10 protein-coding genes are annotated in these 14,402 nt (G+C 38.0%); 7 read left to right on the forward strand and 3 right to left on the reverse strand.

Going from position 1 to position 14,402, the window contains the following annotated elements; genetic code table 11:
• Positions 1-134: 134 nt before the first annotated feature.
• Positions 135-713 (reverse strand): RNA polymerase sigma factor, encoded by a 579-nt coding sequence (locus HDE70_RS07490; RefSeq protein ID WP_183869912.1) that lies wholly within the window; start codon positions 711-713, stop codon positions 135-137.
• 1,160 nt (positions 714-1,873) lie between these two features.
• Between HDE70_RS07490 and HDE70_RS07495 the strand changes: the two genes are divergently transcribed.
• Both HDE70_RS07495 and HDE70_RS07500 read left to right on the forward strand, forming a co-directional pair.
• A complete protein-coding gene (locus HDE70_RS07495) occupies positions 1,874-2,362 on the forward strand; it encodes an RNA polymerase sigma factor (RefSeq protein WP_183869913.1) in 489 nt (162 codons plus the stop codon).
• Positions 2,352-2,864: a hypothetical protein gene (locus tag HDE70_RS07500; RefSeq protein WP_183889104.1), complete on the forward strand. Its 513-nt coding sequence runs from the start codon at positions 2,352-2,354 to the stop codon at positions 2,862-2,864. The genes HDE70_RS07495 and HDE70_RS07500 overlap by 11 nt, the downstream gene beginning before the upstream one ends.
• Before the next feature lie 63 nt (positions 2,865-2,927).
• Here the strand turns inward: HDE70_RS07500 and HDE70_RS07505 are convergent, their stop codons facing one another.
• Positions 2,928-5,366: a TonB-dependent receptor domain-containing protein gene (locus tag HDE70_RS07505; RefSeq protein WP_183889106.1), complete on the reverse strand. Its 2,439-nt coding sequence runs from the start codon at positions 5,364-5,366 to the stop codon at positions 2,928-2,930.
• A gap of 155 nt (positions 5,367-5,521) precedes the next feature.
• Here HDE70_RS07505 and HDE70_RS07510 point away from each other — a divergent pair, with 155 nt between their 5' ends.
• The 4 genes from HDE70_RS07510 to HDE70_RS07525 all read left to right on the forward strand — a co-directional run bounded on the left by HDE70_RS07510 (position 5,522) and on the right by HDE70_RS07525 (position 11,018).
• A complete protein-coding gene (locus tag HDE70_RS07510) occupies positions 5,522-6,751 on the forward strand; it encodes a carboxypeptidase-like regulatory domain-containing protein (RefSeq protein ID WP_183889108.1) in 1,230 nt (409 codons plus the stop codon).
• Between the two features lie 207 nt (positions 6,752-6,958).
• Positions 6,959-7,885: a family 2A encapsulin nanocompartment shell protein gene (locus HDE70_RS07515; protein WP_111633217.1), complete on the forward strand. Its 927-nt coding sequence runs from the start codon at positions 6,959-6,961 to the stop codon at positions 7,883-7,885.
• Positions 7,886-7,888: 3 nt separating this feature from the next.
• The gene (locus HDE70_RS07520) at positions 7,889-9,691 is read left to right on the forward strand and encodes a family 2A encapsulin nanocompartment cargo protein cysteine desulfurase (protein ID WP_183889110.1); all 1,803 of its coding nucleotides are present in this window, start codon (positions 7,889-7,891) and stop codon (positions 9,689-9,691) included.
• 235 nt (positions 9,692-9,926) lie between these two features.
• Complete coding sequence (locus tag HDE70_RS07525; RefSeq protein WP_183889112.1) at positions 9,927-11,018, forward strand: formylglycine-generating enzyme family protein; 1,092 nt, start codon at positions 9,927-9,929, stop codon at positions 11,016-11,018.
• 62 nt (positions 11,019-11,080) lie between these two features.
• Here the strand turns inward: HDE70_RS07525 and HDE70_RS07530 are convergent, their stop codons facing one another.
• Positions 11,081-11,530, reverse strand: coding sequence for a hypothetical protein (locus tag HDE70_RS07530; protein WP_183889115.1), 450 nt, complete (start codon positions 11,528-11,530; stop codon positions 11,081-11,083).
• A gap of 254 nt (positions 11,531-11,784) precedes the next feature.
• Here HDE70_RS07530 and HDE70_RS07535 point away from each other — a divergent pair, with 254 nt between their 5' ends.
• Positions 11,785-14,310: a family 20 glycosylhydrolase gene (locus HDE70_RS07535; RefSeq protein WP_183889116.1), complete on the forward strand. Its 2,526-nt coding sequence runs from the start codon at positions 11,785-11,787 to the stop codon at positions 14,308-14,310.
• Positions 14,311-14,402: the final 92 nt, after the last annotated feature.

Here is a 14,402-nt window from a genome sequence, read left to right on the forward strand (position 1 = left end):
TAAACCAGTAGTGTTTTGTAGGGGTTGTGGTATAGGTTGAATACTAGTTCAATGTATACCACAACCCCTACAGTACTATACCAGGACTGTCAAATTTCTTATACTGAAATTGAGTGGTAGATTACAGCGGCAGGTTACATTACAGACATCAGGACCATTAATCTTTCTAAGAACTGTTTTAGGCTGGCATGACTGATTAATACCTGGTTCTGAACAGTTTTCTGGCTGACGCCTAACTTTTCGCTGATTTCCCTGGTTGTCATTTCTTCCATGAATTTCATTCTGAATATTTCTCCGCGTTTTTCAGGTTGCATAGCTAGCCAGACTGCTATATAGTCTCTGATTTCTTTCTCGTTGAGCAGGGCATCTGCTTCTAAGCTGGAAAGTGCCATGTCTTCTAAAGGTTCTTCAAACTCGGGGAGGGTCTGATCTTTTTTATACAAAATGTAAACCTGGTAGCGGGCGGCAATGATCAGATAGGCATAAATATTTTCAATGTTTTTTCTTTCTTTCTTTAACCAGAGATCCATGAAAACTGATTGAACAAGCTCTTCGACCTGTTGCATGCTTTTTAATCTTTTGAAGCACTCATTGTAGAGTTTTTTCCAATATCTCTCATAAATCTCATCGAAAGCAGCCTTGTCGCCGGCCGTCATTGATGCGACTAATTGAGCATCATTCCAGGAGCTGTAAGTGACATGTTTTAGTAACATTAATTTAGCATGTTTTAGTTGTAAGTGTATGAATCAAAGTTAAATACTTCACTTAATTATGTAAAATAATTTGGAGGTTAATTGTGTTTCTTTTTTGCTAAAAGCATTTAAATTTTTCAGGTGGTAACTTGGAGGGGGCTATTTTTTTTACAAAAAACAGGAAGTATTCCTGTGGTCTCTAAAAATATTCCTTGTAGCTCTAAAAGTATTCCCTAAGGCTATGAAATAAGTAAGTAATTCTTGGTTTTAGCAGGTGGGAAATCGAAACTTCTGACCCTGTTGAAGAAGGTGAGATATTTGTAAATTAAGGATATAATTTATGGAGGTGAGTGATTAAGGGAAAAACCGAAAACCTTAAAGAGAGTAGGTGTTAATTAAAGTTTTTTGATCTCTTGTTGATGGATAAAAGGATTGTAAATTATGGCGAGATCCTGGTGCGCTTATAATGGGGTTGGGGATGATCTTTTACTTTCCAGTTATAATAAGTCATTATCTAAACCCACTTGTATAAATGGAAGTAGAGTATGTGCTATTTATGGTAAGCTTCCGCTTTAAAATTAATACAAATTAAATCTTTTTGATTAAATTTATTTCTTTTACTAAAACCATTTAATAATATCAGAAGATTAATGCCGGGAAAATATCTAACGTGCTTAGAGCTTATCATTGATGATTCCTCTTTAAACATGTGGCTTCTGTAATAAATATTTTATTCCTGTAAGTTTTAAAAATCTAACTGTTTACATGGAATATTTTTGCTGAAAAAGATCGAAATGATGCGCTATTAATGTTAAATGGCCTAAAAAATAAATTTATCATTTCAACTACCATGTTACCACTACAAAATGGTGGTAACATGGTCTTAGCACCCTGCTAATCACTGTTTTCCTAAATCGATAAATTATTTAAAATCACGTTGAAAATTCAATAGTTCCTGTAATAAGAAAGAATATTTCTTAGTCGAAATATAAAACAATCATTTAACATGTTTTAAAGGCTGTTCTTCAATAATTGAAGTTATATTTTCAATTTAATTCTATTTTAAAGAGATAATTTTCTTTGTTCCAAATAGTTTTTGCTTAAATTAGCTTCATACAAGATAAAAGACCATTAGATTTTGAGTGTGCATAAGGACAATGCCATACCTCAAAAATATAATCATGCGAGAAACTGAATCATTAACGCTAATAGCAAATAGACAAGCAAGTATACGTAGCCTGTATGATAAGCATGCAAGTATGTTATTAGGCTATATTTTTGAAATTGTAAAGAACCAAAAACTGGCGGAGGAATACCTTGTGAAAGTATTTTGTGATATTGCACAACACTTTAATGAAATAGACTGGGATGATACTAATAACTGGTGTCAGCTGAAAAGGCTTGCGCAAAATAAGTTAAACCAGTTAATGGATTCCGGGAGAGTAGCCAGTGATCTTAAAAATATGGGTTTACAGAATCCGGGAAGTCATGAATCTCATACCAGATATCCTGATTACTTTACAGAAGAACAATATCATATATTCTATAGTGTTTATTATTATGGGAAATCGGTTGAAGCGATTTCAAAAGAATTAAATAAAACAGAGGAATCAATCAGGAAGACTTTAAAAGAGGCTTTCGCTATAATGAGGAAAAGTTGTGAAAATTAACGAATACATCGAAAGCGGAATACTTGAAGCGTATGTATTAGGTTCCACTTCAGAAGCGGAAACCCGGGAACTGTTATTCCTGAAAGCAAAGTATCCGCAAATTCAGGAAGCCTTGCAGCATCTGGAAATGGATATGGAACGCGTGGCCCAGCAAATGTCTATTCCTCCTCCTCCGGATCTCTGGTCAAAAATTGAGAGTCATCTTAATGAACTGGCAGAGGTACCCGATTTCGACGCGATACCCATCAGAAGACCACCAAACCGCAAAGGGGGGAATCACCGTAAAAGTGGACAATTTATTGAAGTAGATGCTTCTTCCAGTCATATGCGTGTGCATAAAATATGGAGATGGCTGTTCATTGGTGTTTTTATTCTTGGAAAAATATTTCTTGGCTTCGCGATTTACTTTTACCTGGAAAACCGTCAGCTAAAGCAAGAGGTCATCAAACTGAAGGCACAATTGGAAAAATACGAAAATACTAAATACAATCAACAACCCTGATCAATACCTTATACTAAACTAACTGAAGTGGCCTGTTAATGTTGAGTTAACAGGCCACTTCAGTTAGTTACCGGATTTCACTCTATTTTGTTCTACTTCAGAACTGTTTGATCTTTCCCTAACAGCCTTTATGCTACTGCTTCCAAAATTATAAGAAAAAGTTAACCTGAATATTCTGCTTTCCTGTTTTTGGGAAAGATTATAATCCTGAAAAGGAATTGAACTTTTAACCACTATTTTCCTGGTATTAAACAGGTCGCTGGCAGATAATTTAACAGTCGCCTTTTTGTCGGCAAATGATTTGCTGATACCCAGATCTGCACCATAGATTGGCCTGGCGATATAGGTTCCAAAAACCTGTGCAGATTGATAATTTGCTGAGAGCTCAGCATTCATGGTGTGATTCAGCGTAAAATTATGGGTTGTATTCATCATGAATGTTAGTTTGCCATTTTTAAATGGGGCACCCAGCAAATCAGGAGAACTAAAACGGCTGTAATAAAGTGTGGCATCATTGTTCGTATGCCACCAACTTGTAATTGCTAAAGGCCTGTTTATATTCATGCTCACCGTACTTCTTTCAGCAAGATTTTGTTCGAAAATCAACAATGTTTTTTTAACCGTATCGGTTAAAAGCGTTGTCGTCATTACATCCTTTGTATGAATATATCCGAAGGTAACATTTGTTGTTTTTTTATATCCATAAGAAAGCTCGAATGAATTCGCATACTCTGGTCTCAGCTGAGGATTGCCTTTGGAAAAAGTATACAAATCAGTAAAATATATAAATGGATTTAACGATTGATAATCAGGTCTGTTGATTCTGCTACTATAAGAGAAGCTAATTTCATGATCTTTTGATAAACTCTGCTGAATAGATAAGCTTGGAAATAAATCAAGGTAATTCCTTTTAACTATGTTTTGAAGCGTAACCGAGTTCCCTTCCGAATGTGTTAGCTCAGCGCGCAGACCAAATTGTAGCGTTGTGGACTTAAACTCTCTATGGAGATTTGCATAAACAGCATTGACCTGCTCTTTATAAGTAAATCTATTACTTTGTGTCAGGTCGTTAACCCAATCAGCACCATCAAAATTCTCAGATCTGAAATCATTGTCCGTACTCACGTAGCTGCTTTTTATACCCGTTTCCACTTTCATTTTAGGATTAACAGGATAAACATAATCTACTTTACCTGCTAATATTTTCACGCGTGAAGGTGTCCCGTTTCTGAAAATAAAGGGCAATTTCGTAAGCTCACCAGCAGCATTGTAGAAATTATTAGTATAAATAACACTATTGTCGTTATTGAAACGTGAATAGTCTATATCAGCATTTAACTCTTGTCCGGCAGTATCCAATACTGCCTTATAATTCAGGTTATAAGTTTGACTGGTGTACTTAATTTTACCTGCGTTTGTTGCAGTCACTGTAGAATCAATTACAGGAGGACGGCTACTAACTAAGGTGTTGATATTGTTATTGGCATCGGTACGGTTAGCGTAACCACTCATGGCAAATCCAATTATATTTTTGTCACCCAGGTAATAATCAATACCAGCTTTATAACTATTGTTTTTACGGAGATATAAATCGCGGCCCTGCTGATCAAAATATGTCGTTTCATTAAATGAAGAGGTGCTGCGGTTGATATTCATGTCCTCATACTCTTTATTGCCCGAAAAATTATAATTACCAAATAAGTTTATATTTTTACTCCGGTGGTTTAAGGTAACACCAGCATTAGACTTGTAGTAACTACCATAACCACCACCTGCGGTCAGGGTACCGTTAGTTCCATAATTTGTATTCTTTTTCAATTTGATATTGATCAGTCCGCCAGTGCCGGCTGCATCATATTTAGCCGAAGGATTAGTCATGAACTCAATAGTCTGAATGGAATTTGCATCCGTGGTGCGTAATAAGCTGGCCAATTGTGCTGCCGATAAAAAAGTGAGTTTACCATCAATCATCACATTGACGCCTGGTTTGCCTCTCAGGCTAATATTCCCGTCATTATCTATCGAAACTCCTGGAGCTTTCGATAGTATTTCCAGTGCGGTACTGCCAGCAGCTAAAGTACTATTCGCTACATTCATGATTAATAGATTACTTTTCCGCTCTATTAAAGGTTTCTGACCAACAATGCTAACCGTATTGAGCTGTTTAGTTTCTGGTAAAATGACGATTTGCGGAATACTCAGCAGTTGCTGTTCAGGATTAAGCGTAAAAGGGCCATTCAGCTTTTTAACATACCCCACCCATTCTACAGCAATGAAATAAATACCCTCTGATAGATTCACAAACTTAAACTCTCCCTTTTCTGTTGTAATCGCTGATTTAACTTGTATAGTATCTGCTGCCCTGAACAGGCTTACCACAGCATACATCACAGGTATCTGCTTTTCATCTATTATATGACCATTCATCTGACCAGTTGTTTGTGCCTCAGTCGAAATGATTCTTAAAAAACAAAGGAGCAACAACGTAATTATTTTCTTCATGATGAGCGTTAATTGTGATTTAGAGTAGCTATTTATATTTCGAAACTATGTTTTTTCGCTAATAAGAAAATTTATTTAACAATTTTTAACAAAGGTTAACGAAATTTAACAATATGAAACAGCACATTTGAATTAATAGTATAATTTGCTTCCAAATGAATAAAATAATTCTAATTCTGGCTATCATTTCTTTAAGTGTAAAAATAATTTATGCGCAAAACTTACACGAAGCCGGAGGTGTTGTGGTCGGTGAACATCAGGCAACTTTACCTTATGTTAGCCTGAAGGTCGGTAACCAGATCGCTACAATGACGAATGCTGATGGCGAATTTTTATTAAAGTATGCTGATGCAATACGAAAAGACTCATTGACCATCTCTTATATAGGTTATAAAACCCTTAAGCTCTCTATATCAGGAGTACATAAAGATATGAAGATACAATTGACTCCCTCAGTTGTCAGTTTAAAAGAAATCGTGATCAGACCAGTTAGTGCCGAATCCATTATACGCCAGGCCATAAAAAACATTCCTGAAAATTACGATACCAGGCCATTTGAAATGAAAGGGTTTTACAGGGAAACAGGAAAAGTTGATACCAGCTATATTTCTTTTGCAGAAGCCTCTTTGAATATTTTAAGTGAAGGCTATAAAGAAAATAGCGGAAAAGATAAAATTGTAATTAATAAAGAACGTAATCTCAAAAAGTTAGGGGAGAAGGAAGTTAATAATCCATTAAACATGACAATAAATGGCGCACCCTACACAATCATCGCTAATGATATGGCAAAAAATCCAGTACATATATTAGGCAGGGACTATTTTAAGAAATACAAATTTGAAATAGCTGGTTCAGTAGCTATAGATGGGGAAGAAGCTTATGTGATAAAGTTTGATCAGCAGGATGACCTTAAAGAAGCTTTATATAAAGGCAAGATGGTGATTTTGAAAAGCAGTTATGCAATAGTATCTTCTGATTTTGCACTAAGTCCTAAAGGAATAGCTTATGCTAAGGCAGATATTTCATTTATTGCGAGGCCTGTCTACAGTCTGATGGGTTACAGTTTCCGAAAACTTAATGAAGAATTTAGTGAGCAGTATGTCAAAATTAATGATAAATGGTATCCTTACTTCTATAAAATAGCTTCCGTACATCACTTAAAAGCTAAATACAAACACCTGGAAGGTACACTGTCTGTGAATGCAGAATTATTTATTTCAAAGGTTAATATACCGCCGCAGGGCAATTACGAGAAGATTATGTCCAGAGGTTACGTTTTTAAAAATTACGTCACCACCTATAAAGATGACTATTGGGGAGATTACAATTTTATTAAACCAACAAATTCCCTGAAAGAACTTGCAGAGAAACTTCAGGCCAATTGAGTTTTTTCATCTTTATTTAAATAGTATACTAGTTTAGTAGATTATGTTTTTATATTTGGTAACAGGATGTATCTATTCATCCTGTTAATGCTCTTTTCCTTTCTGGAATCTGTTTTTGCTGACTGTTGACTTTCTTCTGTGATTAGAAAAAGAAACAATCAATAGCCCTTTGAAATGAAAAATCTAAAACCGTTAATTATATAAAACATGGCAGGACAAGTTAAAAACACACAACAAACAGCATTAAATGATGTTGCAGCGAGGCCACTAGCGATTGCAACCCGTACCGTACCCCAGGCACCCTGGATTACACCAAGATGGTTACCACACTTGCTGAGCTGGAATCCTGTCGAATCAGGTATTTACAGAGTCAACAAGGTGAAAGAAGGAGAGTCTGTAGATGTGGATTGCTCCAACAGAGATGAGCGCGTATTGCCTAATACCTTTGTTGATTATGTAGAACAACCTCGTGAATATCTTTTAAGTGCTGTAAATACGGTACTTGACGTACATACAAGGGTTTCTGATTTGTACAGCAAGCCTTATAACCAGATCAGCGAACAGTTAAGGTTAACTATCGAAGCGATTAAAGAAAGACAGGAAAGTGAGCTGATCAATAACAAAGAATACGGTCTGCTGCATAGTATTGTTCCTTCGCAGCGCATTGTTACCCGCAGTGGTGCACCAACTCCGGACGATCTGGATGAGCTGATTACCAAAGTATGGAAAGAACCAGGGTTTTTCTTGCTTCATCCGCTTGCTATTGCTGCATTTGGCCGTGAATGTACCCGCAGAGGGGTTCCACCACCCACAGTTTCTTTATTTGGCTCACAATTTATTACCTGGAGAGGGATTCCGCTTATCCCTTCTGATAAAGTGCCGATTGAAAACAACAAAACGAAAATCTTGCTGATCCGTACAGGAGAAAGCCGTCAGGGGGTAGTTGGACTTTACCAGCCAGATCTGCCGGGAGAACAATCACCAGGATTATCAGTACGTTTTATGGGGATCAATGAAAAAGCAATTGCCTCATACCTGGTTTCTTTATACTGCTCATTAGCAGTTTTAGTAGATGATGCGATCGCAGTACTGGAAGAAGTGGAAATCAATAAATATCACGAATACAAATATTAAGCTATGAGTAATGCAATTAATGATCCGCAGGGATTACCAGATGTGCATGCCTTAGAAAAGCTGGCGAATGCGTATTTTTCTGCATTACCGGGAAACTACAATGCAGCAGATGTGCCTTCAGCAGAGCTTCTTCCGCATAGCAATAATCAGATTCAGGAAAACAGCACATTTACCCATTCGCCTTCGGCTATTTACCAGGGGAATGCAATTGATCTTTCTGATCCGCAAACCAGTCTGCCGGATTCTAACGGATTAGGACTTGGACATGTTCCAAAGTCTACCGCCGGGAGTGGGGGGCCTTCAGGGAATTTTAATACCGCTAAACAGGCTAACAATCCATTTAATATCAGTTCACTGTTACCTTTTGAAGCAGATCAGCCCTATGAAAAGGAATTGCAGAAAGTATTGGCATCGGTTAGTTCCTATAGTCCTTCATCACAATTACCTTTTAATCCTTCCGCTATTTTAAGTGAGAACTCTTATTATTTTTCTTCAGGAATTCAATTTGTCACCTCAGCTGATACCCAGAATAGCGGACGTTATGGAAATGGGGTGATTACCGGAAAATCTCAGCCCTCATTTAATGTTAATCTCATCAGAAATGATTTTCCCATTCTTTCAGAACAGGTGAATGGTAAACCACTGATCTGGCTTGATAACGCGGCTACTACACAAAAACCACAGCAGGTCATTGACCGGCTGAACTATTTTTACGCCCACGAAAACTCTAACATTCATCGTGCAGCGCATGAACTTGCTGCCCGTTCGACGGATGCCTATGAAGGGGCAAGACAAAAAGTACAGCGCTTTATCAATGCGCGTTCTCCAAATGAGATTGTATTTGTCCGCGGAACAACCGAAGCGATTAACCTGGTTGCCAATAGCTGGGGAGATGAATATTTGCAGCAAGGCGATGAAATTATCCTGACGCACCTGGAGCATCATGCGAATATTGTTCCATGGCAGTTACTGGCTAAAAAGAAAGGATTAAAGATCAGGGTTATCCCGGTAGATGATGATGGGCAGCTATTGCTGGATGAATATGCAAAACTACTTAATCCAAGGACGAAACTGGTTTCCTTTACTTTGGTTTCCAATGCATTGGGGACAATAACCCCGGCAAAACAGATTGTAGCTATGGCACATGCTGCCGGAGCTAAAGTGCTTGCAGATGGAGCGCAGTCAGTTTCTCATATCCGTACAGATGTTCAGGCGCTGGATGCCGACTGGTTTGTATTTTCAGGACATAAAGTTTTTGGCCCTACCGGTATTGGGATCTTGTATGGGAAAGAAGATTTACTGAATAGTACCCAACCTTATCAGGGTGGGGGCAATATGATTCAGGATGTCACTTTTGAACATACTCAATTTCACCAGGCTCCTGCACGTTTTGAAGCCGGGACAGGGAATATTGCGGATGCTGTAGGTTTAGGCGCTGCTATTGACTATGTACAAAAAATTGGTATTGACAATATTTATCAATATGAACATTACCTGCTGGACTATGCCAGTCACAAACTAGCACAAATCCCGGGACTAAGACCGATTGGAACGGCACCGGATAAAACGAGTGTATTGTCATTTGTGCTCGATGGCTTTACCACTGCCGAAGTTGGCGAAGCATTAAGCCGTGAAGGTATTGCTGTTCGTTCTGGTCACCATTGTGCACAACCTATTTTGAGAAGATTTGGACTGGAAGCTACAGTCAGACCTTCCTTAGCATTTTACAATACCTGTGCTGAGGTCGATACCTTAGTGGCAGTAGTTGGCGGATTAAAATCTGCTAAACAAATCTACTTTCATTAATTTAATGTTTAACTTAAAAACCTTTTTAGCATGTCTAAGAAGGTTTTTATCGTCAAAAATTAGCAATTAGCATGAATAATTCAGCAACAGATTTAATACAGTAAGCCAGATGAGATCCAAGTATGATTTTTTTTATTTAGCTGCGTTTTTATCATTAGTATCCTGTAAAAATAACGGTGATCAACAGGGATCAAAAGAGCAAGGTCGGCAGGTGAAAAAAGTGTCTTTGCTTCAAATGAAATCTTTTCCTGAAAACGGAGCCGCTATGTGCAGGCCAACAGGATTTAAGAGTGCAGACAGTGTATTATTTATGCAGGGTGGCGGAAAGGAATTTCGGCAAACAGTTTTTCATAGGCCAGTTTCCGGAATCAAAATACAACCAGGAATGCAGTTTATTAACGGGGGTGAATTTAGTATGGGAGGGGTAAATCCTGTCGGAATGGACGGAGGCGGTCATGAAGTAATGAATGATGCCAGGCCAGTTCACCGGGTGATTGTCAACGCTTTTTATATGGACACAGCGCCAGTAACTAATCAGCAATTCGCAGAATTTGTGAGAGCAACTGGTTATATTACTGTGGCGGAGCAAAAACCAACAAGAGAAGAATTTCCTAATGTTCCACCAGAAAATCTGGTAGCGGGCTCCCTTGTATTTACTCCGCCCAAAGCGTCCGTCTCTTTAAATAATTATTTACAGTGGTGGTCATATTTGAAAGGTGCAGATTGGAGACATCCTGAAGGTGGAAATAGTAATATAAATGGCAAAGCTAATTATCCCGTAGTTCAGGTGTGTTGGGAAGATGCCGCTGCTTATGCTAAATGGGCGGGCAAAAGGCTACCTACAGAAGCAGAGTGGGAATATGCTGCAAGGGGTGGTCTTTCTGGAGAACTTTATGCCTGGGGAAATGAGCTGAAACCTAAAGGCAAATGGATGGCTAATATATTTGAAGGAGAGTTTCCTGATAAGGATACTGCTGCTGATGGTTATGCAGGTATAGCTCCCGTTAAAAGCTTCCCTTCCAATGGTTACGGGTTGTATGATATGGCTGGAAATGTCTGGGAATGGTGTAATGATTGGTATAGGGCTGATTACTACATTTCTTTATCTGATCATAGGGCTACTGTAAACCCTTTGGGCCCTGCTACTTCTTATGATCCTGACGAACCTCAGGCAAAAAAGAAAGTACAACGCGGGGGATCATTCTTATGTACAGAACAGTATTGCACACGTTATATGGTAGGGACAAGAGGAAAAGGAGATTACAGGTCTGCTTCCAATCATATCGGTTTTAGATGTGTGAAGGATGTAAAAGCAAATAGAATTTAACTCTAAAAAAAGCTGCTTGTTATTCAACAAGCAGCTTTTTTATCAGTCATAACCTATAAAAACTAAGGATTACCGGCAGTAGTGCCAACAGGAAGTTTTAAGCCGTCTATGCCGGTTACTACTTCCTCTTCTTCATGTTTTCCTTTTTTCTTTTTCTTATTGCCACCACGCAGCACTTCTTCTAAATATTGATCATATTGAGTCTGCTGTTCACCTTTTAAAATGTTTCTTACATTTTTAGTGGTTTCATTCTGCATCCTGTAAAACTTAGAAATATCATCTTCAGTATACATACCTGTCTGTTGTTTCTTAGTCAGGGCAGCCTGCTCTTTAAACAAATCAAGCATATAATTGTAAATTATATTTTTCTGAGTTGGGTTCATCTTAATCTTTTTGTCCATGGCCTCTATACTTTTAGCGGTCATTTCTGATGGAGTAGGTGGTGCTTTCTGCGCTTTAGCGAAAAAAATCATTCCCATAACCATACCCAGAGTCAAAACACATGTTTTCATTTTTCTTGCTTTATTAATCGATGCAATTTATAAAATATTTAGGGAGGAATGCAATGAGATCTTATAAGCTATTAATTTTTAGCTGATAATAATATAAATTTAAGCAGTGTATTAGATTATTAGCAATAAAATAATAAATTTATAAAGAAACAATTAATGTTTCACAAATAACCTCTTTCGAAGATGGCAATAATACGTTGCAAAGGATTTTGTGTGTTATTGTTCGTTTTTAGTTCCCCAAATTAAATTATCAAATGAGATTAAAAAAATGTTTACTAATTGCTTTCCTTCTTCCACTTGTAGCTATGGCACAAAAAGGAGGTACTACTTACCCTGTAAAAGATCTTCACGTCAAGTGGACCTTTAAAGAACATCAGAATAGCAACAAACAATCCCTTTCCTTGCTGACCTTTGTAAACAAAGCAGCACAGCCTTTTCCAGCGGCTAACTGGAGTCTCTATTTCAACTCTATGAAAGAAATAGAAGTGAAGACTTCTGATCAGCTGATCATTGAACAGGTTAATGGTGATCTTTTTCGTATCCGGCCGGGTAAAGGTTTTAAAACCATCAACAAAGGTGACTCTGTAGTCCTTGACATTGTTGCCCTTGATGAAATTGTCAATTTTGCTGATGCGCCGGGAGGTTTGTACATCGTATGGGACAATCAGCCGGATAAAGGCATTAAGATTGAGCATTATGACGTAGAACCTGTTGAAAAGTATCTTAAGAATGCCGTTTCTCCTTTAGATACTTATAACAGGAACAGCAAATTTATCCCAAAGGATAAAAGGGCCTTAATCAAGCTTTTGCCTACACCAGTATTTTATGAAGCTCGCCCCGGAAACTTTTCCGTAAATGCAGCAACCGCAATTTTCAGCGATCCGGCATTTAAAAATGAAGCTGGTTATCTGTCAGATGAGCTGTTCAACCTGTTTAAAATTAAGCCTGTAAATGGTTCTGGTACTTTAAAAGAGAGAAGCATTCAACTGGTTAAGAACAACTTACCAGAAGGTGGATACCAGCTGGAAATTACAGCGCAGGGCATCACTTTATCGGCGGGTAATGCAGAAGGCATCTTTTACGGTTTACAATCACTAAAATCTTTGCTTTTGGCTAATAGCCCGGCTAAAGGTGCAAAAAGTGTTTTGGTAAACGCTGTAGTAATTAAAGATGCACCACGTTTCAAGTACAGAGGCTTGATGCTTGATGTGGCACGTAACTTTCATCCTAAGAAAGAAATATTGCGTATCCTTGATTTAATGGCGCTGTATAAACTGAATGTGTTTCATTTTCATATCACTGACGATGAAGCCTGGAGAATTGCTATTCCCGGTCTTCCGGAATTAACAGAAATAGGGGCAAAAAGAGGACATTCACTGACAAATGAAAAGTCTCTTCAACCTACCTATAGCTCCGGCCCGGATACTACGGAAACTTTGAATAAAGCATTTTACAGCAGGGCTGATTTCGTAGAGATCTTAAAATATGCTGCAAAAAGACACATACAGGTAATTCCTGAAATAGAATCTCCTGGCCATGCCAGAGCCGCGATCAAAGCAATGGATACGCGTTACAGCAGATTTATGGCCAAAGGAAAACGTGCTGAAGCTGAGCAATATCTGTTGCGTGATATCAATGATAAATCTGTTTACAGTTCTGCCCAGTATTGGAATGACAATATTGTTTGTGTAGCATTACCTTCCGTTTATACCTTTCTGAATAAGGTTACTGAATCGCTACAGGACATGTACCGTGAAGCTAATGTTCCTTTAAAGACTATTCATTTTGGTGGAGACGAAGTCCCTCAGGGTGTCTGGGAAAAATCACCATTGTGCCTTGAACTGGTGAAACAGGCAAAAATGAAATCTACAGATGACTTATGGAGCTATTATGTTTCAAAATTACAAAGCATACTTAAACCTAAAGGAATTGTACTTTCCGGCTGGGAAGAATTTGGCATGATGAAGACCTATTTAGACGGGAAAAAATTGATGGTTCCTAATCCTTTATTTGCGAACGATCCGGTACAGCTTGATGTCTGGAACAATGTAATTGGCGGGGGTACAGAAGATTTGCCCTACCGCTTAGCCAATGGCGGCTATAAAGTAGTGCTCACCTGTTCCAGCAATTTCTATCTGGATATGGCTTATAACCGTTCACTAACTGAGCCAGGTCATTACTGGGCTGGTTTTGTGAATATGGAAAAACTCTTTTCTTTTATACCTTATGACTATTACAAAAATGCAAAAGAGAATAATAAAGGGGAACCGGTTTCTAAATCTGTATTTATTGGGAAGGATCGTTTAACTGATTATGGAAAATCCAATATTCTGGGTTTAAAAGCGGCCTTATGGACAGAGAAAATTAGAAATACAGAGTTACTTGAATTTATGCTGTTACCAAGATTAGTTGGTTTTGCGGAAAGAGCATGGGCAGCAGATCCAGCCTGGGCTTTAGAAAAAGATCCTGCTAAATCTGAAGCTGCTTATGAGGATAGTTATGCAGACTTTAAGACCAGGGTTGGTTTGATCGAATTCCCAAAATTAGATGAAGGCGGCTGGAACTATCGTATTCCACCCGTAGGCGTAAAAGTCACTGATGGAGAGGTCGCTGGTAATACAGAATTCCCTGGTTTTAATATTTACTATACTACCAATGGAAAAGAACCTTCTGCTAAAGATAAATTATATACCAGTCCAATAAAGGAAAAAGGGGTGATCAAACTCAGAGCCTTTAATGCTAAAGGAAGAGGTGGAAATACAACTACCGTTCAAAATTAATCATATCTTTTTTAGAAGCGCCGTATTATCAAATGATGATACGGCGCTTCTTTTTATACAATTATTGTAAATTTTGGCCAATTCCAGAACAG

Origin of the sequence: Pedobacter cryoconitis (assembly GCF_014200595.1) — a bacterium.
GTDB classification, from domain to species: Bacteria; Bacteroidota; Bacteroidia; order Sphingobacteriales; family Sphingobacteriaceae; genus Pedobacter; species Pedobacter cryoconitis_C.